Annotated in this window: 22 protein-coding genes and 2 pseudogenes; 3 read left to right on the top strand and 21 right to left on the bottom strand. The window is 49.3% G+C overall.

The window, feature by feature from the left end:
• Positions 1-126 precede the first annotated feature (126 nt).
• On the bottom strand, positions 127-1,734 hold the full coding sequence (locus B3A20_RS10575; protein ID WP_290764518.1) for a bifunctional indole-3-glycerol phosphate synthase/phosphoribosylanthranilate isomerase: 1,608 nt from the start codon (positions 1,732-1,734) through the stop codon (positions 127-129).
• A gap of 168 nt (positions 1,735-1,902) precedes the next feature.
• Here B3A20_RS10575 and B3A20_RS10570 point away from each other — a divergent pair, with 168 nt between their 5' ends.
• The gene (locus B3A20_RS10570) at positions 1,903-3,663 is read left to right on the top strand and encodes a pectate lyase family protein (RefSeq protein ID WP_290764516.1); all 1,761 of its coding nucleotides are present in this window, start codon (positions 1,903-1,905) and stop codon (positions 3,661-3,663) included.
• Positions 3,664-3,779: 116 nt separating this feature from the next.
• On the opposite strand, the gene epsC is transcribed toward B3A20_RS10570, so the two are convergent.
• The 11 genes and pseudogenes from epsC to B3A20_RS15560 all read right to left on the bottom strand — a co-directional run.
• The gene (gene epsC, locus B3A20_RS10565) at positions 3,780-4,739 is read right to left on the bottom strand and encodes a serine O-acetyltransferase EpsC (protein WP_290764513.1); all 960 of its coding nucleotides are present in this window, start codon (positions 4,737-4,739) and stop codon (positions 3,780-3,782) included.
• 110 nt (positions 4,740-4,849) lie between these two features.
• Positions 4,850-6,595 carry a SufS family cysteine desulfurase gene (locus B3A20_RS10560; RefSeq protein ID WP_290764510.1) on the bottom strand — a complete coding sequence of 582 codons (1,746 nt, stop codon included), beginning with the start codon at positions 6,593-6,595 and terminating at the stop codon, positions 4,850-4,852.
• Entirely contained in the window at positions 6,582-7,544 is a 963-nt protein-coding gene (locus B3A20_RS10555) for a family 2A encapsulin nanocompartment shell protein (RefSeq protein WP_290764508.1), read from the bottom strand. Before B3A20_RS10555 ends, B3A20_RS10560 begins: the two co-directional genes overlap by 14 nt.
• Positions 7,545-7,687: 143 nt before the next feature.
• Complete coding sequence (gene thiF / locus B3A20_RS10550) at positions 7,688-9,166, bottom strand: thiazole biosynthesis adenylyltransferase ThiF (protein WP_290764505.1); 1,479 nt, start codon at positions 9,164-9,166, stop codon at positions 7,688-7,690.
• Between the two features lie 174 nt (positions 9,167-9,340).
• Positions 9,341-9,748, bottom strand: a complete 408-nt coding sequence (locus tag B3A20_RS10545; RefSeq protein ID WP_290764504.1) for a M67 family metallopeptidase — start codon at positions 9,746-9,748, stop codon at positions 9,341-9,343.
• 79 nt (positions 9,749-9,827) lie between these two features.
• Positions 9,828-10,238: a M67 family metallopeptidase gene (locus B3A20_RS10540; RefSeq protein ID WP_290764502.1), complete on the bottom strand. Its 411-nt coding sequence runs from the start codon at positions 10,236-10,238 to the stop codon at positions 9,828-9,830.
• 9 nt (positions 10,239-10,247) lie between these two features.
• A complete protein-coding gene (gene thiF, locus B3A20_RS10535) occupies positions 10,248-11,057 on the bottom strand; it encodes a thiazole biosynthesis adenylyltransferase ThiF (protein ID WP_290764500.1) in 810 nt (269 codons plus the stop codon).
• Complete coding sequence (gene thiS / locus B3A20_RS10530) at positions 11,057-11,263, bottom strand: sulfur carrier protein ThiS (RefSeq protein WP_290764498.1); 207 nt, start codon at positions 11,261-11,263, stop codon at positions 11,057-11,059. The genes thiF (B3A20_RS10535) and thiS overlap by 1 nt, the downstream gene beginning before the upstream one ends.
• A gap of 67 nt (positions 11,264-11,330) precedes the next feature.
• On the bottom strand, positions 11,331-11,579 hold the full coding sequence (locus B3A20_RS10525) for a sulfurtransferase TusA family protein (protein WP_290764496.1): 249 nt from the start codon (positions 11,577-11,579) through the stop codon (positions 11,331-11,333).
• Between the two features lie 137 nt (positions 11,580-11,716).
• Positions 11,717-12,946: an O-acetylhomoserine aminocarboxypropyltransferase/cysteine synthase family protein gene (locus tag B3A20_RS10520; RefSeq protein ID WP_290764493.1), complete on the bottom strand. Its 1,230-nt coding sequence runs from the start codon at positions 12,944-12,946 to the stop codon at positions 11,717-11,719.
• A gap of 309 nt (positions 12,947-13,255) precedes the next feature.
• Positions 13,256-13,492: pseudogene (locus B3A20_RS15560) on the bottom strand (substrate-binding domain-containing protein); the annotation flags it as partial.
• Between the two features lie 38 nt (positions 13,493-13,530).
• On the opposite strand from B3A20_RS15560, the pseudogene B3A20_RS15620 reads away from it, so the two are divergent.
• Positions 13,531-13,734: pseudogene (locus tag B3A20_RS15620) on the top strand (ATP-binding protein); the annotation flags it as partial.
• 24 nt (positions 13,735-13,758) lie between these two features.
• Here B3A20_RS15620 and B3A20_RS10510 read toward each other — a convergent pair.
• The 6 genes from B3A20_RS10510 to B3A20_RS10485 form a co-directional block, all read right to left on the bottom strand.
• Positions 13,759-14,355, bottom strand: coding sequence for a LysE family translocator (locus B3A20_RS10510; protein WP_290764488.1), 597 nt, complete (start codon positions 14,353-14,355; stop codon positions 13,759-13,761).
• A 19-nt stretch (positions 14,356-14,374) separates the two neighbouring features.
• Entirely contained in the window at positions 14,375-15,364 is a 990-nt protein-coding gene (bioB, locus tag B3A20_RS10505; protein WP_290764486.1) for a biotin synthase BioB, read from the bottom strand.
• Between the two features lie 119 nt (positions 15,365-15,483).
• The gene (locus B3A20_RS10500) at positions 15,484-16,035 is read right to left on the bottom strand and encodes a DUF6803 family protein (RefSeq protein WP_349680076.1); all 552 of its coding nucleotides are present in this window, start codon (positions 16,033-16,035) and stop codon (positions 15,484-15,486) included.
• A 123-nt stretch (positions 16,036-16,158) separates the two neighbouring features.
• Positions 16,159-16,761 carry a dimethylsulfonioproprionate lyase family protein gene (locus B3A20_RS10495; RefSeq protein ID WP_290764481.1) on the bottom strand — a complete coding sequence of 201 codons (603 nt, stop codon included), beginning with the start codon at positions 16,759-16,761 and terminating at the stop codon, positions 16,159-16,161.
• Between the two features lie 7 nt (positions 16,762-16,768).
• Positions 16,769-17,725 carry a 50S ribosomal protein L11 methyltransferase gene (locus B3A20_RS10490; RefSeq protein ID WP_290764478.1) on the bottom strand — a complete coding sequence of 319 codons (957 nt, stop codon included), beginning with the start codon at positions 17,723-17,725 and terminating at the stop codon, positions 16,769-16,771.
• Positions 17,725-19,080, bottom strand: a complete 1,356-nt coding sequence (locus B3A20_RS10485; RefSeq protein WP_290764475.1) for an O-acetylhomoserine aminocarboxypropyltransferase/cysteine synthase family protein — start codon at positions 19,078-19,080, stop codon at positions 17,725-17,727. The genes B3A20_RS10490 and B3A20_RS10485 overlap by 1 nt, the downstream gene beginning before the upstream one ends.
• 277 nt (positions 19,081-19,357) lie before the next feature.
• Between B3A20_RS10485 and B3A20_RS10480 the strand changes: the two genes are divergently transcribed.
• Complete coding sequence (locus B3A20_RS10480; protein WP_085490188.1) at positions 19,358-19,921, top strand: hydrolase; 564 nt, start codon at positions 19,358-19,360, stop codon at positions 19,919-19,921.
• 109 nt (positions 19,922-20,030) lie between these two features.
• Here the strand turns inward: B3A20_RS10480 and B3A20_RS10475 are convergent, their stop codons facing one another.
• Genes B3A20_RS10475 through cysT form a run of 3 tightly spaced genes read right to left on the bottom strand, consistent with a single transcriptional unit; the run spans position 20,031 to position 22,755 of the window.
• Positions 20,031-21,089 carry an ABC transporter ATP-binding protein gene (locus B3A20_RS10475; protein ID WP_290764469.1) on the bottom strand — a complete coding sequence of 353 codons (1,059 nt, stop codon included), beginning with the start codon at positions 21,087-21,089 and terminating at the stop codon, positions 20,031-20,033.
• A gap of 11 nt (positions 21,090-21,100) precedes the next feature.
• Positions 21,101-21,922: a sulfate ABC transporter permease subunit CysW gene (gene cysW / locus B3A20_RS10470; protein ID WP_290764466.1), complete on the bottom strand. Its 822-nt coding sequence runs from the start codon at positions 21,920-21,922 to the stop codon at positions 21,101-21,103.
• Complete coding sequence (gene cysT / locus B3A20_RS10465; RefSeq protein ID WP_290764463.1) at positions 21,922-22,755, bottom strand: sulfate ABC transporter permease subunit CysT; 834 nt, start codon at positions 22,753-22,755, stop codon at positions 21,922-21,924. Before cysT ends, cysW begins: the two co-directional genes overlap by 1 nt.
• Positions 22,756-22,813 lie beyond the last annotated feature (58 nt).

The following is a 22,813-nucleotide window of genomic DNA, read 5'->3' as shown; positions in this document are numbered from 1 at the left end:
TGTAATTCGTTGATTGTCAATAGGTTACGATAACTTTTTTGTAAATTTTTGGTATGATTTTGGTGCGGTATAGAAAAAGCCTATCTTGGAGAATAGGCTTTACTTGTAATCGCAATTTCTTGAATGCTATTTTGCAGCGAATTCCGCAAACAGCGCTTTCAACTTTTCGCTGTTTTTGATTCCGGGGGCGTCTTCGACGCCGCTAGATACGTCTATGAGTTCGGGGTGGAATTTTTCGACAATCGTGCCCACGTTTTCGGGTGTGATGCCGCCTGCGAGCCAAAGCGGAATGTCGCCGGCTTTTTCGCGGAGGAGCGATTCGGGGATGGTTTTGCCGGTGCCGCCGGGGATGCCTTCGACCTTGGCGTCCAGCAAAATGCGGGGCTCGCCGTTTTTGCGGAGACTTGCGACGTAATCGAAATCTTCGGGGGCGCCTACGCGGGCTGCGCAGTAGTAGGGAAGGGTTGCGTTGCCGGCTTCGTGCGGGGCGATTCCGTGGAACTGTACGGCATCGAGCACGCCTTCGCATGCGAGCTTGATGGCGGTTTTGCCTTCGATGGAATTCGGGTCGGTAATCACGCCAACGAGTAGTGGTTCGACAGGCTCACCAACCTTATTTAGGTCCCTGAGCTTGTCGAAGGGCTCAGGATGACACGCTACGTCATTGCGTGCCTCGGAGAGGCGCGGCAATCTATTTTTAAAGGACCGCACGAATTCCTCGGTGGTGAGTCTCTTGGTGGTGCTGAACACGAAACCGAGCATGTCGGCGCCGAGTTCTGCGGCGAGGAGACCGTCTTCTTCGCGGGTGATGCCGCAGATTTTCACGAGCGGGCGGCGCGCATCTTGTGATGAGGCTGCGCGCGTCTCGTTATTGGCAAACTTGCGTTCGGCGAGTTTCTTCCAGAACAGACCGCGGGCATTTTCGCATCCGCTTTCGAAGGCGCTCACAACGTCTTTTGCGAGCGGTGGATTCTTGGCGACGGCTTCGCCGACGAGAATGCCCGTAAAGCCGAGATTGCGGGCGTATGTCGCATCGGCGGCACTTAAAATGCCTGATTCAAAAACGGCTTTGGCGGGGAGCTTGCTACGGACGCTTGCCGGAATCAGCGGGTCCGTGTGGAACGTGGCGAGGTCGCGGGAATTGACGCCTGCGACGATCGTCTTGGCTGCAGCATCACCGAGAGCGGCTGTCACAACGGCAAGCTTGCGGAAATCGTCAGCTTCGCGGACTTCAACGAATGCCTGAATGCCGAACTTCTGCGCGCGCTGTGCCATCTTTACGAGTTGGGCGTCGTCTAAAATTCTTGCAATCAAAAGTACGGCATCGGCGCCACAGCGGTAAGCGATGTCAATTTCGTCTTCGAATAAAAGGAAATCTTTGCGGAGAACGGCGCACGTGTGCAGGCCCTGTTGACGGCGACGTTCCATCAAGTCTGCTACGGCAATCAGGTCGCGCAGCGTTCCCTTGAAAAAGTTCATTTCGGTCAGCACGGAAACGGCTTGAGCGTGTGCTTCGGCATAAGTCGTGGCGAGTTCCACTGGATTCAGGTCCGGTGCGATGTCTCCCTTGGATGGCGAAGCCCTCTTGACCTCTAGGATGGCACCTGCGTTGCCCAGAAATTCTGTATGACCGACGCGGCGTGCTTCGGGAATTTCTATGTCAAAATTCAGCCCGAGTCTATTGATGTCTTCGCGGCGCATGCGCACGATTTTTTGCAAGATGTCTTCGCTCATAAATCCTCTAAAGCCAATTTTAGAAAAATTTAAGGTTTGTTCAAATAGAATACAATTTTAGTAGGAGTTCTGGAGTTGTCTATAGAGGACACTTTGAGTTGTGTGGGGCTTTTTTTTGATGCGTTTTCTGGTTCGGCGGCTTAAATTAATGGAAAAAAGGGATGTTTTATGACTAATTTATTCTCTAAATCGATTCGTGCTGTAGCAACATTTGCTGCTATGGTTGTGACTACAACTGCGGTTCCTGCGTTTGCGGTGACATCGCCTGATTTTCCGATGGCGGGTTTTGCCACGCAGAATGGCGGCACCACGGGCGGTAAGGGCTATTCCGAGGTCACAGTTGATAATGTGAGTGACCTCAAGAGTTATGCCAAGGCGGGCAACAAGATTATTTACGTGAAGCCCGGTACGTACATGGGCCCGGTGGAAGTCGGTAGCAACGTGACGATTTACGGTTACCAGGGCGCCATCATCGCGCAGCCCGCTTCGGGCAGTGCCATGAAACTGAGCGGTTCGAAGAACGTCATCATCCGCAACCTGAAATTCAAGGGTGTGGGTGCGCACGACGACGATGACGAGGATTGCCTCCAGGTGAATCACGAATCGAAGAACGTGTGGATTGACCACGTGGATGTCTACGACGGTCACGACGGCAACTTGGATATTACAAACGCCTCGGACTTTGTGACGATTTCGTGGACCAAGTTCAGCTACACTTCGGCATCGACCGGCCACCAGTTCAGCAACCTGATTGGCAACAGCAAGACAAAGACGAGCGACCGCGGACACCTGAATGTGACGATTCACCATACGTGGTGGGCGGATGGTGTGGTTGAACGCATGCCTCGTGTGCGTTTTGGCAAGGTTCATGTGGCGAACAATCTCTTCGACAGCAAGAATGCGAGCTATTGCGTGCGAGCCGCTATCGAGGCGGACATCCGCATCGAAAGGAATGTGTTCATTGGCGTGCAGAAGGCGCTTGACTTGTACACGAGTGATGGAGCCATCACGGCGGCGCAGATGATCGAGAATTACGAAGAGAATGTGAAGAAGCCGCAGTCGGGCACGGGCACGGCGTTCAAGCCGAGCTATTCCATGAGCCTCACCGACGTGAGCACGCAGGCGAAGGCGTATGCTCTGCGCGATTCCATTAAGTTGTACGCAGGCGCGACACTCCCGGATCCGGGTGCATCGGGTACGGTGACTCCGGCAAGTTCGAGCTCGGCAAAATCAAGCAGCAGTGTTGCGTCCAGTTCGTCCGCGAAGTCGAGCTCCAGCGTGGCTCCTGCATCTTGTTCTAGTGTGGTGCGATCTAGTTCTTCTCAGGCGGTTTCGAGCTCCTCGCAGGGGATTGTTGCGGGCGAGGCAAGCCTTACAAAGCATGGCTCGGGTAGCACCAAGCAGGAAGTAAAGCAAGGTGCTTCTGTCGAAGAATTTTACTTTACTGTCGCTGGCGCCACGGGAGCTACAGTGACGGGGCTTCCCGAAGGCGTTGTGGGCACAATGAAGGAAAGTGATTTTTACATCTCTGGCGCGGTAGCTCAAAATGCTGATGTGGGTGAGTACAAGTTTACTGTGACAACGACCGGAGCTGCAACAAATGCAACTAAGAGCGGAACTATTACAGTTGTTTCAGCAAGTGGGACTGTTGCGGAATCTAGTTCTAGCAACGTTGATTCGAGCTCTAGCTCGGAACAAAGCACGACTTCGTTGGGTGTTGTTGCGATTGCTCCGCATTTTAATATCACTGTCAACGGTCGAGTTCTTACTGTACAAGGAACAACGCAGGATGCGTATCTCCTGGATGCTCAGGGAAGGCTGATTACAAAAGTTCAGTCTTTGGGTGGCGAAAGCTCGATAACCGTTCCTCGTGCGGGCATGTACCTCTTGCGAGTCGGTCATGAAACGCGACGCATAACTGTTCGATAATCTTATCAGAAAATAAATTGAAAACCCGTACTCGTTCGAGCGCGGGTTTTGTCCTTTTTATTTCCTACTAACCACTGTTTACTAACCACTTCCTACTTCCTACCGCCTACTTCCTACTAAATAATATAGTACCATTCGTCACTTTGCTGGAGTTCCTTGGTCTTGTGCTTGCTGCCTGTGGTGACGTAATCCATTTCTAGGTTCTTTAAGCTTACGCGTGTGTTGGGGTCGACGGAATTTGTAATAAAAGCGTTGCCACCGATGACCGCATTTTCACCAATGATAGTTTCTCCGCCGAGAATTGATGCTCCAGCGTAAATGGTAACGTTGTCTTGAATGGTCGGGTGGCGCTTTTTGCCGGAAAGTTTCTGACCGCCGCGAGTTGAAAGTGCGCCTAGAGTTACGCCTTGGTAAATCTTCACATTCTTGCCGATGACGGCGGTTTCGCCAATCACAATGCCTGTGCCATGATCAATAAAGAAGTATTTGCCGATGGTTGCACCTGGATGGATGTCGATGCCTGTTTTGGAATGGGCATATTCGGTCATGAGTCGCGGGAGAACCGGAACGTGCAAAAGATAAAGTTCGTGGGCGATGCGGTAAATGGTTGTCGCCATGAGGCCGGGGTAGGCGAGGATAATCTCGTCAAGGCAGCCGGCAGCAGGGTCGCCGTCAAAAGCGGCGTGTAAATCGGTTTCCAAGAATTCGCGAATTTGCGGAATCTTGGCGAAAAATTCCTTACAAATTCTATAACTTTCAATCTTGCGTTCATCGGATGTCATGGAACCGCGCAACTTGCAGTAATCAAGCGCAATCGCCACCTGTTTGTGAAGGTGGTAAAATGTGTCTTCGATGAGAACCGCAAAGCTGTTTTTGGGATTGTAAATTTTATGCGTACGATCCCTGAAGTGTCCTGGATAAACAACTCGGATTAAATTCTGCAAAATCGTCTGGATCTCGGCCTGGTCGGGTCGATTGTAAATATCGATGTTGTCGATATGCTTGCCGCGATTGTAATCGTCGAAAATAATTTGTACGGCTTTTTCAACTTCAGATTCTTGGATAAGTTCGTGCATAAGTGTGTGTGATGTAAGGGATAATTTTAGACGAAAGACGAGAGAAAAGATTTGTTTAAACATCTCTAGTCTCTCGTCTGTAGGTGCGAAGCGCCGTTCTTTCGTCTAACCTACGCGAATGTCTTCAACGCTCTCACGAGTGCGTCAATGTCATCCGGTGAGTTGTACAATGCGAGAGTGGGTCGCACGGTACTTTCGTAGCCGAAATGGCGGAGAACTGGCTGAGCGCAGTGATGCCCGGTGCGAACGGCAACGCCGTATGCGTCGAGTCTCTTGCCCACTTCTTCGTCGGAATAACCGTCGAGCTTGAAGGCAAGTGCAGATGCCTTGTTGAGTGCGGTTCCCACAAGGTGGAGACCCTTGACAGTCTTCAATTCCTTGAGGCCGTACTGCAACAGTTCATGTTCCCAGCGGAATACGCAAGGCATCCCGATTTCGGAGAGGTACTGGAGAGCGGCACCGAGGCCAACAGCGTCGGCGATGCTTCCGGTACCAGCTTCGAACTTGTTCGGAATCCCGTTGTAAATTGTGCGTTCAAATGTTACATCCGCAATCATGTTGCCGCCGCCATGGTAAGGTCTTGCTGCTTCAAGCAATTCCTTCTTGCCATAGACAACGCCGATACCGGTTGGGGCGAACACCTTGTGTCCAGAGAACACGAAGAAGTCTGCGTCGAGGGCTGCAACGTTTACCGGGATGTGAGCAATGGACTGAGCGCCGTCAATGAGGATTCTCACGCCGTGTCTATGAGCAATGGCAATGAGTTCTTCAATCGGGGTCACAGTGCCGAGCACGTTCGAGACGTGCGTCACGGAAACGAACTTGGTGCGCTTCGTGAATAGCGCCTCGTAATCGTGCAACTTGAGCTGGCCGGTAGAATCGCACGGAATCACCTTGATGATGGCGCCCGTTTCTTCGGCGACGAGCTGCCACGGCACGATGTTGGCGTGGTGTTCCAAGATGGAGACGATGATTTCATCACCCGGCTGGAGCGTCGGCTTCACGTAGGCATTTGCAACCAAGTTAATGGCTTCGGTCGTACCGCGAACGAAAACAACTTCCTGAGAAGACGGGGCTCCGATAAAGTCACGAACGATGTTGCGTGCATTTTCGTAGGCGTCTGTCGATGCGGCCGCAAGCGTGTGAGCGCCACGGTGAACGTTGGAGTTTTCGTTTTCGTAGTAGTACTTGAGGCGATCAATCACCACCTGCGGGCGCTGCGTCGTAGCACCGTTATCGAGCCAAACGAGCGGATGCCCATTTACCTGTTTCGAAAGAATCGGGAAATCGCTGCGAATTTGCGCAAGCGTCTTGGAACCGATGCGGATGGAATCGTTACGAGAATTGGCACCGCTGTTAGCGTTGCCGGCCTTGTTCACGGAATCGCCACCGAGAGATGTCGGAGCGTCGATTGGGCGTGCATTCTGTGCGGCTTGCGTCTTGGACACGACCTTCGGGGAGTAACCCTGAGCCGGTGCGGGGGCTGTCGGAACGTCGCTCAGCTGCGATGCGAACTGCGATTCAGGAACCGCAGGGGCTTCAACCGTATTGAGCCAGGTGTCTGTAGAACTTCCGCCATAGGCAAACGGAGCCGAGGATGTCGGCTGGTCGCCATAGGTCGCAAACGGATGTTCCCAGTCGAAGGCTGGAGTCTGGCTAATGGCAGCGACACCTTGTGCGGCGCTTACACCCTGTGCAGTAGAAGCGTTCTGAGCTTCGGGAGCGGCGGGGGTTGCTGCGTATGCGCTATCCGTCAAATCCGGGAAATACGCATTTGCCAATTGCTCCAGTTCAGCCGCATTGGGAACTCCGGCGAGTTCTTCCAGCGATCTAGTATCTGGATTATTCGTAATCATAGTATTCGCCAACCTCGACATCTTCTAACACGGCGATAGCGTCGTCTGCGAGAATTGCGGCAGAGCAGTACAGAGACAAGAGGTAAGATGCAACGCCCTTGTTGTCGATACCGCGGAAACGCACGGAGAGGCCACGGGAGTGTTCGTTCTTGAGACCTGCCTGGAAGAGGCCGATAACGCCGCGCTTGGCTTCGCCAGTACGGATGAGGAGAATGTTGGTCTTTCCGCCCTTGGACTTTGGGTTCTTCACGCCATCCACGAGGAGCTTGTCGGTCGGGACGAGAGGAATGCCGCGCCAGGTGAGGAACTTGCCACCGGCGATATCAACAACGACAGGCGGCACGCCACGGCGGGTGCATTCGCGTTCGAAAGCTGCAATAGCACGCGGGTGGGCGAGGAAGAAGGACGGTTCCTTCCAAACCTTCGAAATGAGTTCATCGAGATCGTCCGGAGTCGGGCGGCCATCGGCACGGAGCGGCTGGATGCGCTGGGAATCGGCCACGTTCTTCAGCAGGCCGTAATCATCGTTGTTGATGAGCTGGCTTTCCTGACGTTCGCGGAGAGATTCGATGGCGAGGCCGAGCTGTTCCTGAACCTGGTCGTACGGGGAGCTGTAAACGTCTTCGATAGCGGTGTTGACGTTGATGATCGTGGAGATGGAGTTGAGCTTGTATTCGCGCGGTTCGGTTTCGTATTCGACGTAGCCTTCCGGGATGATATCGGACTTCTTGGTTGCGCTGCAGAGAACGTCGAGTGGGGTTTGGCCTTCGACGACCTTGTTCACGCGGAAAAGACCGGTTTCGAGACCCTTGAATTCAAGGAACTTGGTGAGCCACTTGGGCGTGAGCGCGCCAAATTGCGGCTTGGTCTTGGTGACGTTCGCCAGGTTGTAAGCGGCCTTGGCGCCGAGGGCATTAATGCCCGTGTTCTTTTCTACTTCATTTGCCATAATGGTTTACCTCTTATTGTTTGTTGTGTTTTAAAAGTTGTCATTCCCGGCATGACCGGGCGGACAGCACTTGGAACTTTGTTCCATAGTGCGCATGGCCACCTTTAGGTGGGAATCTCCTTTTCCCTATTCAAAGCCCTACGTTATAACCAAGCGCCTTCGTGTGAGAACATGATATCTTTCATCGCGTCGATACCGCCTTTTAGGTTGTACAAAGGACCGGTGTAACCCGCTTCGCGCAAGGTGTTGATGGCAAGTTCGCTACGCTTGCCTTGTTTACAAATGAAAATCGTATCTTTATTTGGATCGAGTTCCTTTTGTCTGCGAACGAGCTGTCCGATAGGAATCACGATGGCGTTCGGGAATCGCAAAATGGCACGTTCGTGTGGTTCGCGTACATCCACGATGGCCATGTCGTCGCCGTTTTCAATGCGCTTGGCGAGTTCTTCGGGCGTGAAGCCTTCCACTGGAGTTTCGTTTGTGGTCTTCAATCCGCAAAGGTCTTCGTAGTCGATATCTTCGACGTTTGTGATTGTCGGATTGTTACCGCAAATCGGGCAATGGCAATCGCGTTCGACCTTGAAAATTCTCGAAGATAAGTACAAACTATCCACGTGGAGAATTTTGCCGTTCAGGTGTTCACCGATTCCCAAGATGAGCTTGAGCGCTTCGTTTGCCAGGATGCTGCCGATGATTCCCGGGAGCGGGCTGATGGCGCCGCCTTCTGCGCAGGAGGGGATGAGCCCTGCCGGCGGAGGGGACGGGTATTGGCAACGCAAGCAAGGACCGCCATCCAAGTTGAAAATGCCGACTTGGCCTTCGAACTGGTAAATCGCACCGAATACAAGCGGAATGCCGTGCAGAGCGCAAGCGTCGTTGATCAGGTAGCGGGCCTTGAAATTGTCAGTGCAATCGATGACTAAATCGTATCCTTCAATTTCGGCTTCAATGTTCGATGCGTCGAGCTGTTCCTTGACGGCTTCGAAGACGATGCTCTTGTTGATGGCTTTTACTTTGTCCCTTGCAGAGGCTACTTTCGGACGCTTTAAGTCACGGGTGCCGTATAGCACCTGGCTCTGCAAATTTTCGAGCGAGACTTCGTCAAAGTCGATGGCCTTGATGGTGCCCACGCCTGCGGCGGCGAGATACTGGATCACCGGAGAGCCGAGTGCGCCTGCACCTGCGACAACGACTTTTGCGGCCTTGATGCGTTTTTGACCCTTGACGCCGATATCTTTGAGCATTAAATGCTTGCCGAAACGTTCAATTTCGCTGTCGTCAAACGAAACTGCTTTGCGTCTTTCGTCCGAAACTAAACTTTTGACGGGTGCACTTTGCGGTTCCTCTATCGGTGCGCCGCCTGCAATCGCGGGCAAAAGCAGAATTTCGGAATCGTCAGGAAGTGAGGTGTCCCAAAGAGTCTCTACAGTCAATTTTTTGTTGTTGATGTAGATTTGAATAAATTTACGGACTTTGTTGTTTTCGTCAAAAAGGACTTTTTCTCCTTCTGGGTAAGTACTTATTAAATTGGCGAGAGCCTTTCTAACCGTGTTTTCGGGAACGCTGACTTGCGCGTTTTTCCCGAAGAAATTCCTAAGGGTTGCTGATATATATATTCTCACTTTTTTCTCCGTACATTAAAAAGTGCTTTCCGTACAAATTTTCCCACAATAGTTGTAGGATTTTTTCGTGCTGAAATATAGAATGCAAGTTGTAATTTGTCCAATACTTAATTTTTATGCGGACTTATTGATTTTTTTTATAACGGAAAGCTTTTTGCAGGGTGTCAATAGTCATTAGTTATTGCTATTGAGGGGCGGCATCGCCTTCTTGTAGCTTTTCACATCCACGACTTCGCCGTTTTGTACGGACATGATGACGTATTCGAGGTCAGGAACCATGTACTCTTCGTCTTCTTTGGAGAGAATGGCGGGGCAGTCGGGGTGTGAATGGTAAATGCCGACAATTTCAAGACCGCGCGGATCAAGTTCTTGTTCCAAGTGGTAAAGATATAGCGGGTCTATTTTGAAGTGGACTGCTTTTTGCCCTTGAAACTGGTTCTCGGCTTTGCGAATTTCGGTGACTTCGATATCGCCCCTTTCGGACTTTTTACCCACTAAAATGCCGCAACATTCGTTCGGATACGCTTTTTTTGCGGCTAGAGTCATTTGTTCATAAATGTTTTTACTATATTTGGCCATCATTAAAATTTCCCCTATAAAAAAGCGCCCCCGGAATCGGAATTTCAGAAGGATCCCAGGGGCGCCGTTTGTACGGAGACCTTTACCCGATTACCAAGCCTTCGTTCATGGCGTTGTCGCCTTCAATATGGAACGAATTGAGCACCGGATTTTCACGATCCATCAGCGAAAGAATCAAGTAGCTAGCCTTGCAGTCGAAAGCGAGGCGCTTGTCTTCTTGCGACGGGCGCGACGGGGACTCGGGATGAGAATGCCAGTTACCAAGCGGGGATAGGCCGTTTTGGCGCATATCCTTGATGGCGGCTAAGTGTTCCTTGGGGTCAAGCGAAAAGTGCTCATTGGAATGGTCTATGTTCGTGAGCAGGTAAACCTTTTCAATATGTTTGTCGTTCCCCTCAATTTTCCCGGCTATCAGCCCGCAAGCCTCTTCGGGGAGGTTCTTCTCCGCATGCTCCAGAATTTTTTGATAATCATCTTTTGAAATTGTAATCATTGAAATTCCTTAGTGTTTCATCTCGCAGACGGCTTGCTCGTAGTCGATCAGATGGTCAATCGTCGGGTGGGTGCCGCAAACTGCGCAATCGTCCGTTTTGGTCGGGAGCTTGATCTTGCGGAATTCCATCGTGAGTGCATTATAGGTGAGCAAGTAACCCGTGAGCAAATTGCCGACACCGAGAATGTACTTGACTGCTTCCATCGCCTGGAGGCTTCCGATAACGCCGCCCATAGCGCCGATCACGCCAGCCTGCTTGCAAGTCGGCACGGCGTCTTTCGGAGGGGGTTCCTTGAAAACGCAACGGTAGCATGGGCCCTGGCCCGGAACGTACGTCATGAGCTGCCCCTGGAAGCGGATAATGCCCGCGTGAGAGAACGGCTTCTTGGCCATGACGCAAGCGTCGTTGATGAGGAACTTTGCCGGGAAGTTGTCGGTTCCATCGATGATGAAATCGTAATCCTTGATGAGGTCCATGATGTTTTCGCTGGTGACGAAGGTGTGGTACGTAATCACCTTCACATCCGGGTTCATCGCTTCCATCGTTTCCTTGGCGGACTGCACCTTGGGCTTGCCCACATCCTTTGTGGCGTGGATAATCTGGCGCTGCAAATTGGAAAGGTCAACGACGTCTGCATCGGCAATGCCAATGGTGCCAACGCCTGCGGCGGCAAGGTACATCGCAACAGGAGCTCCGAGGCCACCAGCACCGATGACGAGCACCTTGGCGTTCAAAAGCTTCTTCTGGCCCTTTGCACCCACTTCCTTGAGGATGATGTGGCGAGAATAGCGTTCGAGTTGTTCGTTAGTAAAAGCCATTACTGACCACCTCCCATGAAGTAGAGGAATTCGACGTTGTCGCCGTCCTTGAGAGCGGTCGTTGCGAAATTGTCGTTTTCGACAAATTCATCGTTCACGGAAACGGTCACGTATTGCGGCGTTTCCACCTTTTCTTGTTCAATGAGTTCTGCAACGGTGAATCCGTCTTTAACTTCTTTCTTGTTTCCTGCAACAGTAATAAACATTTTTGAAATTCCTTATGGGTTGAAATTTTTTTGATCTTGTCATTCCCGCCTCTGAGCGGGAATCTCCTTAGTCCCCGACTTTTTTCACAAAGAGCGTGTATGTTCCATCCTGATTGTCGTTGAGCTTGAGAATTTCGTGGCCTTCTTCCTTGAGGCTGCGCGGCACATTCTGCACCGGTTCGCCGTCGTTCAGGCGGATGGCGAGAATCTGACCTTCGTCAAGTTCTTCGATAGCGACTTTAGCCTTGACAAATGTAGTGGGGCATTTGACGTCGGTGACGTCAACGGTTTCGTCTATTTTAATTTCTTCTGACATTTTTATCTCCGTACTATAATTTTTGATGCTAAATATAGAACGCGTTATTTACTTTGTCCAATACTTAATTTTTATGCTGAGTTATTGAAATTTTTTATATGGTTGTTAGTTATTAGTCAATGGTCATTGGTTAATAGCTACGAAATTTGCTTTATAGCTTGTTCGAAATCTTCCTTGAGGTCGGCAATATCTTCAATACCTACGCTAATGCGGATGGAGCCTTCAAATACACCAGCGTTTTCCTTCTGTTGCTTGGAACTGTGCGTGAAAATCGTGCTTTCCGGGTGGATGACGAGCGTGCGCAAGTCTCCAATGTTCGTGGCGATTGTAGCGTATTTCAAGCTGTTGATGAGCTTGAATGCTTTTTCTTTTGTGCCTGCATCAATGGAAATTATGGCTCCGCCCTTGCCGTTAAACTGCTTTTGTACAAGATCGTAATAGCTATTGCCTTTTAATGCGGGATAGTTAACTTTGATTCCTTCGAAACTTTGCAAAAATTCAGCGAGTTGCAAGGCGTTGCTACACAATCGCTCCATGCGGAGCCCGAGAGTTTCAAGCCCGAGTGAGTTGAGAAATGCGGTTGCTGGCGCGAGACAACATCCGACGTTACGCCAAATGCCATTGCGGAGCTTAGCGAGGTACGCAAACTTGCCAAAGCGTTTGTATTCTTCCAAACCTTTGTATTTAGCGTAATCCCACTTGAATTTTCCGCTATCGACGATGATGCCGCTGATGGCGCTTCCGTTTCCGTTGATGTATTTTGAAGAGGAATGGACAACGATGTCGGCGCCAAAATCAAAAGGACGGACAAGGTAAGGAGTTGCCGTCGTGCTGTCGACAATCAGCGGGACGCCTGCTTCGTGTGCGACATCTGCAACGCTTTGAATATCAACGACATTGAGTTTTGGGTTGCCGATAAGTTCTGTAAAAACAGCCTTGGTCTTATCGCTCAATTGCGAACGAACGCTCTCAGCAGTAACTTCTGTGACGTAACGGGTTTTAATGCCGAATGCTTCCAAATCGTGGAACAAGTCAATCGTGCCGCCAAACAATGCCGTACTTGCAATAACTTCGTCGCCGGACTGCAAAATGTTCAAAAGCGAAAGCGTTACTGCTGCCATGCCCGAAGAGCATGCGACCGCGCCGATGCCCTTTTCAAGAGATGCAATGCGCCTTTCGAAAGAATCTGTCGTGGGGTTTCCGATACGCGTATATGCAAAACCCGGAGCCCTATTGTTAAAAACAGCTTCGAGTTTCTCTGCGGATTCTTGCGAAAATGCACTGACTTGATAAATAGGGGTAAGCGTAGAGCCGGTACTTCGTTCACTTTCAAAATTATGATGCAATAAAGTAGTATTAAAATCCATTCGGGTTCTCCGTACATAATCCTATAAATTTTGTGGGTAAAAATAGAACGCAAAAGCGTAAATGTCCAATACTAATTTTATATGGCTTTTAATAGGTATTTTCTATAGGAAAGAGGTTTTTGGTTGCTATAAAAAACTCGCTCAGCTATTGAACGAGGTGCTTCTATAACTAGGATTTTGTTATTTTATTTGCACTTTGAAATGCTTAATTTTTCTCGTAAATCTGGTCAAAAATGGCGCCGTCAGCAAAGTGCTTGGCTTGTGCTTTATCCCAACCGCCAAAACGCTCACACTCGGCATCACGATTTCGTAATCCTTGACCCAGCCGTTTTCAATAAGCCCTGCGTTACGGACAATGTTCACGTCGTATTCCAGCGCGAGCGTGACCACATCCGCTTCAAGCCCGCTCACTACCTCAAGCGCCTGCTTGCCCGAACCGCCATGAAACTGCGTAATTTTCACATCCTTGCCGGTCGCCTCTTTCCGATGCTTCATAAAAATATGATTGTAATTGGAATAGAATTCACGCGTCGGGTCGTAAGACACGTACTAGTGCGAATGGGCTCCCTTTAGGTAGCGAAGCTCGCGTAACCCCCATTGAGGTAAAAGCAGGAACGAAAGGTGGAATGAAAAGTCTTTGGCTGATGATGCGCGATAAAAAATTGACAAAAGCGTATCGGTGTTCACTGGAAAATTTTGGCGAATTTGAATATAAGGACGAATTAGATAACAATGCAATTCGTCATGTTGATATATGTCCCATTTACGCACTTTCTCAAATGAAGTAGAATACAGATGAGGGGAAAAGTTCCTCACTTCACAATCCCGATGGCGCAATACAGTAGCGAGAGTCCCATGAGCGTGTAGAAAATTCTGTGGTGCTTTTTGAAAAGCCCTTGCAGTAAAACGCCTGCGAAAAGCCACGCCAAATTGCAGATGGGGCCTGTAAGCGGCAATAGTATGCCGAACAGCAGCAAGTGCGAAAAATCATGGTGGTAGGGGAGGATGTAGGTTGTGATTGCCGTGAGGCAGAACACCATGATTTTAACGTTCGTGAGTTGCACGAAAAGACCTGTGCGGAAACTACCGGTTGTGCGGCTGTTGCGGATTTCTTCGAGTGGCTTGAACGCTTGAATTAAAAGGCTGATTGCCAAATATGCAATGTAAATTGCTCCGACGAAAGCAAATACCCGGATGAAATTTTCAAATGCACTACTGATAAAATAAACTATAAAAACAGATGCTAGCGAGACGATTGTGTATCCGGTGAAAAGTCCGTACCATTGCTTTATCGCGACGCTTTTCCCGCTGCCCATCGCTACTGAGAGTGAACAGAGGTTCGCTGGTCCCGGTGTAATTCCCGAGACGAATGCATAAAGCAAAAAAGAAAGTGCGATTTCTAGTGACACTAAGCGACCTGTTCGATGATTATTCGTCTTTGCTTTCTACAGCCCATGTGAAGCCTGCGTTTTCGATTTGGCGGAATGTAGCTTCCAGACTTTGACCGCCTTCGGTGAGGTAACCCGAAGCGAAAATGGAATCGGCGACTTTGAAGAGTTCTTTTTCGTGTCCTTTGAAATAGACTTCGCGGCCGGCGGCGCAACGGATGTCCGATTTCGGGAGCAACAGGCGGGCAAGGCAAAGAATTTTGATGCCGTATTCGAATGTGAGCCCGGAAATGTCGCGGTTGGCGAGGCGTGTGCCTTTGACCGGCAACAAAAAGTTTATGGGGACGGATTCTGGATTGATGGCGACCAAGTCAAAAAGCATATCGACCACGTCTTCTTTTGATTCGCCCATGCCAATGATGCCGCCGCAGCAAATTTCAAAGCCGATGCTCTGCAACATGCGAATGTTTTGGATGCGTCGCTCGTATGTGTGGGTGCTGCAAATTTCGGGGTAAAAACGGCGGCTCGTATTCAGGTTGTGATTGATGCGGTCAAGGCCCGCCGCCTTTAAAATGCGGGCTTGGTGTTCTGTCAAGAATCCGATGGAACAGCAAATGTGCGTGCCCGATTTCTTCATGTGCGCAATGCGTTCGGCGAGTTCTTCAATTTCTTTGTCTGTAAAACCCATGCCCGAAAGCCCGATGCAGTGCCGAGACAGGTGAAATTCATCAACAAGATTATTGTCGCCGTAGAGCTTGTCGTCCGAAACACTTTTGTATTTTTCAATGGGTGCTTCGGAATCGCGAGATTGGGCGCAATAGGCGCAATTTTGAGTGCAGTTGCCGCTACGGACATTTGTCAAAAGCTGAATGTTGACACGGTTGCCTTTGTATTTAGTGCGCAACTTAAATGCGGCTTCGATTAACAAATCTAGCTGGTTGTCTGGAAAATTTAAAATTTGCAAACATTCTTCGCGGGTAAGGGTTTTGCTTTCGTCCCAATCTTTCGTCAAATAATCTGTAATTGTCATTCTTAAACTATCGTCATTGAACTTGTTGAATTTTGGTGACAAATATAAAAGCCAAGTTAATGCTTGGCTAATACAAAAAAGCTATGGCTTGTAAGGGCGTTATTCAAGAAATTGAATGCTCAATGGTGATGGTGGTGACCTTCGTGCATTGAATCCATGTGGTGTGCAGGGGGTTGAACCTCGGAAACTGCCTTCGCCTTGGGCTTGTAGCCTGCAATTCCCGGGTCAACCATCCCGAAGATCATGGCAATGTGAGAAAGCACGAGAAATGCGGCGAGTAGAAGAATAGCGTATGTCGTTCTTTTCTGCTCAACAACTTTGCGGAATAAAAGTTTCAAGTTCAAAAGTGCAAGCAATATCATCGGAATGCCCGCAAGGATGTAAGAGAATATTGCGACGACATCAATCCATGTTCTGAATTCTCCTGCCGATGCGAGCGGTATAATGACGTTTGGAATGAAATAGATTATGATTCCAACGAATGCGACCCCTGCAAGAATCCCCGCGGTGCGATTCACTTTGGAGAGTGTCGGGTGCGCATTTGGCGATTTGAGCAGGAACAATTCCGTGATGGCGATGGTCTCTGCGAGAATGACGGGGATTGCCATGAAGAGAATCAGGTTCCAGGGAGAATTCTGCATCAGCAGATCCATATAGTGAGTAGAGTACATGTTGTATCCTTTTTGTTATGGGTTTGACTTATTCTCCATCTCGTAAAGCAAGGTACAAAAAGAAATTATCAAAAGTGTTATTGAAAATTTTGATATCTAGCGCTAAGAAAAAGTGTAATTTTTTTACACATATTTTGAAAGCGTTTTGACGTCTTTACCGCTCCACGTGTAGAGCGCGAGCATAGGTTCGTGTTCGGTTTGCATGGAGTGTATGTGGTTGGATGGGTGCAGTACAAACTCTCCAGGACCGCGTACTTTTGAAATTCCGTCCAATGTCCAGATGGCGTGTCCGGACAAAATGACGTACAGTTCTGTGGCAGGGTGCAAGTGGGAGGGGTAAAAGGTGTTTTTGCCTAGGAGCGTAAAACCGAAACAAAAATGCTCGTCGTGATAGGGCGCTTCTGGACCGAGAATTTCTCCCCATCCCATTTGATCGGCCAAATCAGGCATGTCGGGGCGCGGCTCGTAATTGTATTTCCACGGCAAATAGGGGAGGGCGGGTTCCAAAGCTTTTAGCAAATCTGCGGTTTCGGGGTTCCCGTGCTTGATGGCTTCTCCAATGTAGCGGATTAGCGGCGAATCGCTTTTTTCAAATTTACGTACAGGCTTTGGAATGTCTCGTACTGCGAAATTGGCGGCTTCGAGCCCGATTTTGTCGTCTATTTTGGCTCTCTTGAAAAGGAACTTTTGAGATTCTTCAATTAGATTGTGGATAACGTTTTTCATGGAACCTCTATTTTAAACTTGATTTTAACACGGCGACAGTATGGCCGATGACTTCGCCTTTTTTGAATGCTTCGTATGCGGCGGTGGCAGAAAGTTTTACAGAGTCTAGAGATTTTTCGATTTCAAACGCGCGACTGCCTGAATCTTTGACGGAAACGTTTGCAAATGCTTTTTGCAAGTCTTCGACACGGTAGAATCTAAAAGGGCCGAGGCCAGCTTTTTCTTGCGCGGCGTATCCCGAAATCACATCTTCCGGCTCGGCTTGGACTTTCCAAGAATACGTGAAAATTTCAGAATGGAATCCTGCCAGTTCTCCGAGTTTGATGAATGCGCTGAGTGGAACGCGCCCGCCGAGCGTGGAATAGACGGCGCCGTTTTCTGCCAAGTAATTGCAAGCTTGCTTGAGCGCGAGGTAATGCAAGTCGAGCATTTGCTCGTGAACGAATTCGGGGATTGCTTCTTTGCGCTTTTCCAAGTAATGGCCGCTATTGCGTTTGTCTTCAATCTTTGTGTTGTTTGCGAGCGGCACGTTGGGGAGGTTTTCGTAAATCACATCGTAATTTCGCTTGCCGTTTTTGAGCGGCTGCAAAAGATCGCCATCGCCAAATTCAAATTCAATGTCGTTGCTTTTTAAATTGTTCCTAACGTTCTGTGCAGCGGCGGCGACAACGCTTCTTTGCAAATCCGTGAAGCCAACGCGCTTTGCTCCCAAAAGTTCAATGCCGGCCAACACGTCAATGCCGGAGCCTGTGCCGATGGAAACGAATGAATCAATGTCGTGACCCAATTTTTCGCGAATCAGCTTGAATGCGGGGGCTGCAATGTAGGCGACCCAGTCGCTTTTAATGTCTTCTGTTTTCGGCAGGTAGGCGTGATCGGCAACTTCAATAGAGAGGTAATCTTTGATGCGCTTTGTCGCACCATTCAAAGCAAGGTATTTATTGACATCTACAACGATACTCATTACTTACCGCCTTTGGTGCTTGCTGCAATAGCTTGTTCAAAGTCAGCGATGATGTCGCGCGGGTCTTCAATGCCCACGGATACGCGAATCATGTCTTCGGGGATGCCTGCGGCGAGTCTGTCCTTCGGCGAAAGCTGCGAATGAGTGCTTGTTGCCGGGTGCAAAACGCTTGTGCGGGCGTCGCCAACGTGTACGACGAGTGCTGCGACTTTCAAAGCTTTGACAAACGAGCGGATGGCAGCTCTGCCACCCTTGAGGCCGAATGTGAGTACGCCGCTGCCGCCTTGATAATCAAAGTATTTGCGGATGCGCTTGAAATATGGGCTAGATTTGAGTCCCGGATAGCTGACCCAATTCACGGCGGGGTGCTTGGACAAAAATTCAGCCAATGCGAGTGCGTTGTTACTGTGCTGTGGCATTCGCAAATGGAGCGTTTCAAGGCCCAAATTCAAAAGGAATGCGTTGAACGGGCTTAATGCGGCGCCATAATCGCGCAAGAATTGAGCGCGAGCCTTTGCGATAAATGCGGCACGTCCAAATTTTTGAGTATAGGAGGTGTTTGCGTATTGCGCATCCGGTTCCACGAGGTCTGGGAACTTACCGTTTTCCCAGTTGTAATTGCCACCGTCAATGACGACACCACCGAGCGCAACGGCGTGACCGTCGATGTACTTTGTGGCGGAATGAATGACAACGTTTGCGCCGAGTTTCAAAGGTTTCACGAGAAATGGCGTTGCGAGCGTGTTATCAACGAGGAACGGAACGTCAAATTCCTTGGCGAGCTTGGAGAACTTTTCAAAGTCCAAAATGCCCAAGGCGGGGTTGCCGATTGTTTCGCCGAAAATGAGCTTGGTGTTCGGGCGGAATGCTTTGCGGAGTTCTGCGATGGAATCTTCCGGGTCAATGAAAGTCGTTTCAATGCCGAGCTTGGAAAGTCTTACGCTGAGTAATGTGTAGCTGCCGCCGTAAATGTTTTTGCTAGCAACGATGTGGTCGCCTGCTTTCACGAGGTTCGAAATCGCAAGGAGGACTGCGGCTTGCCCCGATGCTGTTGCGACTGCACCCACGCCGCCTTCGAGTTCCGTAATCTTGCTTTCAAATGCCGCTACGGTCGGGTTCCCTGTGCGGGTGTATTTGTTGCCTGATTGCTTGAGTGCAAAGAGGCGTTCCACTTCGTCAACATCTTCGTACTTGTAAGTCGTAGATTGGAAAATCGGGAGTACGCGTGGTTCGCCAATCTTGGGCTTCCAACCCGCCTGTAAACACTTTGTTGCAAAATTCCATGTGCTCGGATCGGTAACGTTAGCGGTATTCTTTGCAGATTCAATTTTCTTTTTTGATGTATTCTTTGTCATTTTAAAAACACCTCTTTAGCAAAAGATTTGCTCTTGAATAATTCTATTTGTACGACGAAAATATAGAACGTAACTATTACCTTGTCCAATACTTAATTAATATTGTGTATAATAGAATTAATTTATTAGTAATTTGGCATACGCGGGGTGTCTATCGAAATAAGCAATTATCAGTAATTAGAAAAATTTATAGCACGCCGCATTTTGCTTTATGACGCGCAAAAATCCGTGGGCGAATGCTGTCAATCATCCCCATAAAATTCTTATATTTTGAGCCATGGCATTATCAGCAAATATTACACGCGAAGGAGCGCTTGAACTCCTTAAGAAATACAATAAGGATCCGTTCCACCTTGAACATGGCGAAATCGTAGAAAATACGATGCGTTACTTTGCTCGTGAACTCGGTTACGGCGAAGACGAAGAATTCTGGGGAATTGTCGGTCTCTTGCACGACCTTGATTTTGAATTGTGGCCGGAACAGCATTGCATCAAGGAACGCGAATTGATGCAAGAGGCGGGCCTTTCGGAAGAGCTGATTCACGCGACAACGAGCCATGGCTGGTCTATCACGGTGGATGTCAAGCCGGAACACGAAATGGAAAAAGTGCTTTATGCCGTTGATGAACTCACGGGTCTTATTGGCGCTGTTGTGCTGATGCGTCCGTCCAAAAGCGTACAGGATTTGGAACTGAAATCGGTCTTGAAAAAGTACAAGTCCCCGAAATTTGCGGCAGGGTGCTCCCGCGAAGTGATTGAACGCGGCGCAAACTTGCTCGGCTGGGAACTGAACGACCTCATCTCCCGCACGATTGCTGCGCTGAAGACTTTCAGGCCGTGATTTTTACGCCTTCAACGCCCAAAGTGGAAAGCCGCTGTACTGAAAAGTCTTGGCAAGTAACGCTCCGAAAAAAATCGGAGCGTCTTGTGTTTTTGGTTGTTTTGGATTGCTAAATGACGACGATTGGTTCGCGAATAGATTTGTTATCGAGTAAGAACGCGTAGTTGCCTACGGTCACAAAGAGACGGTAAATGAATACATCGACTTTTTCGCCAACGGAAATACTAGGCTCGTCGAAAGAGCGGCGCGCGGTAAGAGTTTCTCCGTTGACGAGTACTGTGATTTCGATGCCACTCCCGCGGAATGCGACGTCTGTCACGACACCTTCTTCGGCAGAATTCTTGAATTTTTGAACTTCGTTTTTCTTGGTGACCTTGACAAATTCAGGGCGGACTATCGCTTGGTCAACATTCGGGATTGTGTCAAAGCTGTGGAACTTGTTGTAATCTTTAAAAATGCTTGGTTGTCCAAAGAACGAGGCTACAAAAGCGGTTTTGGGCTTGCTGTAAACTTCTAGTGGCTTGCCAATTTGATCGATGCGTCCTTTGTTTGTGATGATGATTTCGTCGGCGACTTCGATGGCTTCGTCCTGGTCATGGGTCACGAAAATACTTGTGACACCGAGCTTTGCAATCATCTCCTTGAGCCAGTGGCGCAGTTCTTGGCGGACTTTCGCATCGATGGCGGCGAATGGCTCGTCAAGCAAAAGTAATTGTGGATTTGGCGCGAGGGCGCGTGCAAATGCGACACGTTGGCGCTGGCCGCCCGAAAGTTGGCTCGGGTAGCGGTTTTCGAGACCTTCAAGGCCGATGAGTTTTACCAATTCGGCGACGCGTTCCTTGATTTCGTTTTCGGATTTCTTGAGCACGCGAAGGCCAAATGCAATGTTTTCGAAAACGGTCATGTAGCGGAATAGCGCATAGCTTTGGAATACAAAGCCGATGCCGCGCTTGCTTGCTGGGACGTTGTTGATGACTTTCCCGTCGATGATTATTTCTCCGCTATCGGGATTTTCAAGTCCTGCGATCATGCGGAGTATGGTCGTCTTTCCGGAACCGCTCGGACCCAGGAGGCCGATGAGTTTGCCTTTTTCGATGCCGAAAGAAACGTTGTCTGATGCCTTGAAATTGCCAAAATGCTTGTTGATGTTTTTTAATTCTACGTACATAAAAACTCCTATTATATTTTCTTTCGACCTCTATATTCAATCACACTTCGTGCAATCAAAATGACAATGGCGAGCATCACAAGGATTGACGAAACTGCAAAAGCGGGCACGTATTGGAATTCGTTGAAGAGAATTTCTACATGCAAGGGAAGCGTATTTGTCTTTCCGCGCAAGTGCCCGGAGATGACCGAGACAGCGCCGAATTCACCCATGGCACGGGCGGCGCAGAGCACCACGCCGTACAGAAATGCCCACTTGATGTGAGGAAATGTAATCTTGCGGAAAATGGTCCAGCCTTTAGCGCCCATCAGCGCGGCGGCCTCTTCTTCATCGTTTCCGCGGGCTTCGAGCACGGGAATCAGTTCGCGCGAAATGAACGGGAACGTGACAAAGATTGTCGCAAGTACAATGCCCGGCACCGCAAAGACAATCTTGATGTCCCAATCCTGCAGCAACGGGTAAATGGGGCTTTGGCGTCCGAACGTGAGCAAGAAGATAAGGCCTGCGATAATCGGTGAAACCGTTACCGGCAAGTCAATCAATGTCGTAAGGATTTTTTTGCCTTTGAAATGGAACTTGGTGAGTGACCATGCTGCGCTCAAACCGAAAACGGTGTTGATGATGACCGCAAGTAAAGTCGCTTCGAGGGTGAGCCAAATGGCTTTGGTGGTGTAGCTGTCGCTAACAGCCTTTGCATAAATGTCAAATCCTTGCTTGAATGCTTCGGCGATAACTGTAATCAAGGGGAGTAAAAGCATGAGCACCACAAAGGCGATGCTTATGCCAATCAAGGACCATTTGACAATTTTTGAAGAAGTCGTCTCTTTGTACATCAAGCGCCTCCTTTCAGAATTCTGGTGTTTCTAGTTTGTATTAAGTTTACGAGGAAAAGCGTTACAAACGAGGCTACGAGCATGACAAGCGCAATTGTCGTCGCACTTGCGTAATCGTATTCCTGCAATTCGGACATGATAATTAACGGTGCAATTTCTGTTTCGAATGGTTTGTTGCCTGCGATGAAAACGACGCTTCCGTATTCTCCGAGGCAGCGTCCGAATGCAAGCCCAAACCCTGTTAGTGCGGCGGGCACGATTTCCGGAAAAATCACTTTCCAGAAAATGCGGCCCCGTGATGCTCCTAGCACGCCTGCAGCTTCTTCGTAAGCGGGGTCCAACTTTTCGAGCACGGGCTGTACAGCACGTACCACAAAAGGAATGCCGATAAACACGAGCGCGACTGTAATGCCGATTTGCGTGAATGCGATTTTTATGCCGAACTTTGCAAAGAATCCGCCCACAAGGCCTGTATCTGCTGTGAGTGCCGTGAGAGCGATGCCCGCCACAGCTGTCGGGAGCGCAAACGGAAGCTCAATCATGCCGTCGATCAGTCGCTTGCACGGGAACGTGTATTTCACAAGCACCCACGCAAGAATGATGCCCATTACTGCATTGATGAACGATGCGATAAATGCAGTTGTAAAACTCACACGAAAGCTAGAGAGCACTCGGTCGCGCGTAATGGTCTCTATAATTTCGTCAAAACTCATTTGCGCCGTAAACACCACAAGCGATGCAAGCGGAATGAGCACGACAACGCCCAAAATGGCGAGCGTGATGCCTGTAGTAAGGCCGAAACCTGGTATAACACTTCTATTTGTTCTTTTCATAATTGGGCTCAAATATAGAACGCACTTTTCAGCCTGTCCAATACTTAATTTTTAGCGT

Source organism: Fibrobacter sp. UBA4297 (genome assembly GCF_002394865.1).
Classification (GTDB): Bacteria; Fibrobacterota; Fibrobacteria; order Fibrobacterales; family Fibrobacteraceae; genus Fibrobacter.
This window is presented reverse-complemented; position numbering and strand designations above follow the sequence as displayed.

Bases quoted from the DNA above. Each gene is read 5' to 3' on its own strand.
- B3A20_RS10540 (WP_290764502.1), bottom strand. From the start codon at position 10,238: ATGATTACAATTTCAAAAGATGATTATCAAAAAATTCTGGAGCATGCG.
- bioB (WP_290764486.1), bottom strand. From the start codon at position 15,364: ATGACAATTACAGATTATTTGACGAAAGATTGGGACGAAAGCAAAACC.
- B3A20_RS10545 (WP_290764504.1), bottom strand. From the start codon at position 9,748: ATGATGGCCAAATATAGTAAAAACATTTATGAACAAATGACTCTAGCC.
- B3A20_RS10525 (WP_290764496.1), bottom strand. From the start codon at position 11,579: ATGTCAGAAGAAATTAAAATAGACGAAACCGTTGACGTCACCGACGTC.
- B3A20_RS10500 (WP_349680076.1), bottom strand. From the start codon at position 16,035: ATGTACTCTACTCACTATATGGATCTGCTGATGCAGAATTCTCCCTGG.
- B3A20_RS10575 (WP_290764518.1), bottom strand. From the start codon at position 1,734: ATGAGCGAAGACATCTTGCAAAAAATCGTGCGCATGCGCCGCGAAGAC.
- cysT (WP_290764463.1), bottom strand. From the start codon at position 22,755: ATGAAAAGAACAAATAGAAGTGTTATACCAGGTTTCGGCCTTACTACA.
- B3A20_RS10475 (WP_290764469.1), bottom strand. From the start codon at position 21,089: ATGTACGTAGAATTAAAAAACATCAACAAGCATTTTGGCAATTTCAAG.
- thiF (WP_290764500.1), bottom strand. From the start codon at position 11,057: ATGGCTTTTACTAACGAACAACTCGAACGCTATTCTCGCCACATCATC.
- B3A20_RS10495 (WP_290764481.1), bottom strand. From the start codon at position 16,761: ATGAAAAACGTTATCCACAATCTAATTGAAGAATCTCAAAAGTTCCTT.
- thiS (WP_290764498.1), bottom strand. From the start codon at position 11,263: ATGTTTATTACTGTTGCAGGAAACAAGAAAGAAGTTAAAGACGGATTC.
- B3A20_RS10520 (WP_290764493.1), bottom strand. From the start codon at position 12,946: ATGGATTTTAATACTACTTTATTGCATCATAATTTTGAAAGTGAACGA.
- B3A20_RS10485 (WP_290764475.1), bottom strand. From the start codon at position 19,080: ATGACAAAGAATACATCAAAAAAGAAAATTGAATCTGCAAAGAATACC.
- B3A20_RS10490 (WP_290764478.1), bottom strand. From the start codon at position 17,725: ATGAGTATCGTTGTAGATGTCAATAAATACCTTGCTTTGAATGGTGCG.
- B3A20_RS10555 (WP_290764508.1), bottom strand. From the start codon at position 7,544: ATGGCAAATGAAGTAGAAAAGAACACGGGCATTAATGCCCTCGGCGCC.
- B3A20_RS10570 (WP_290764516.1), top strand. From the start codon at position 1,903: ATGACTAATTTATTCTCTAAATCGATTCGTGCTGTAGCAACATTTGCT.
- B3A20_RS10480 (WP_085490188.1), top strand. From the start codon at position 19,358: ATGGCATTATCAGCAAATATTACACGCGAAGGAGCGCTTGAACTCCTT.
- cysW (WP_290764466.1), bottom strand. From the start codon at position 21,922: ATGTACAAAGAGACGACTTCTTCAAAAATTGTCAAATGGTCCTTGATT.
- B3A20_RS10560 (WP_290764510.1), bottom strand. From the start codon at position 6,595: ATGATTACGAATAATCCAGATACTAGATCGCTGGAAGAACTCGCCGGA.
- epsC (WP_290764513.1), bottom strand. From the start codon at position 4,739: ATGCACGAACTTATCCAAGAATCTGAAGTTGAAAAAGCCGTACAAATT.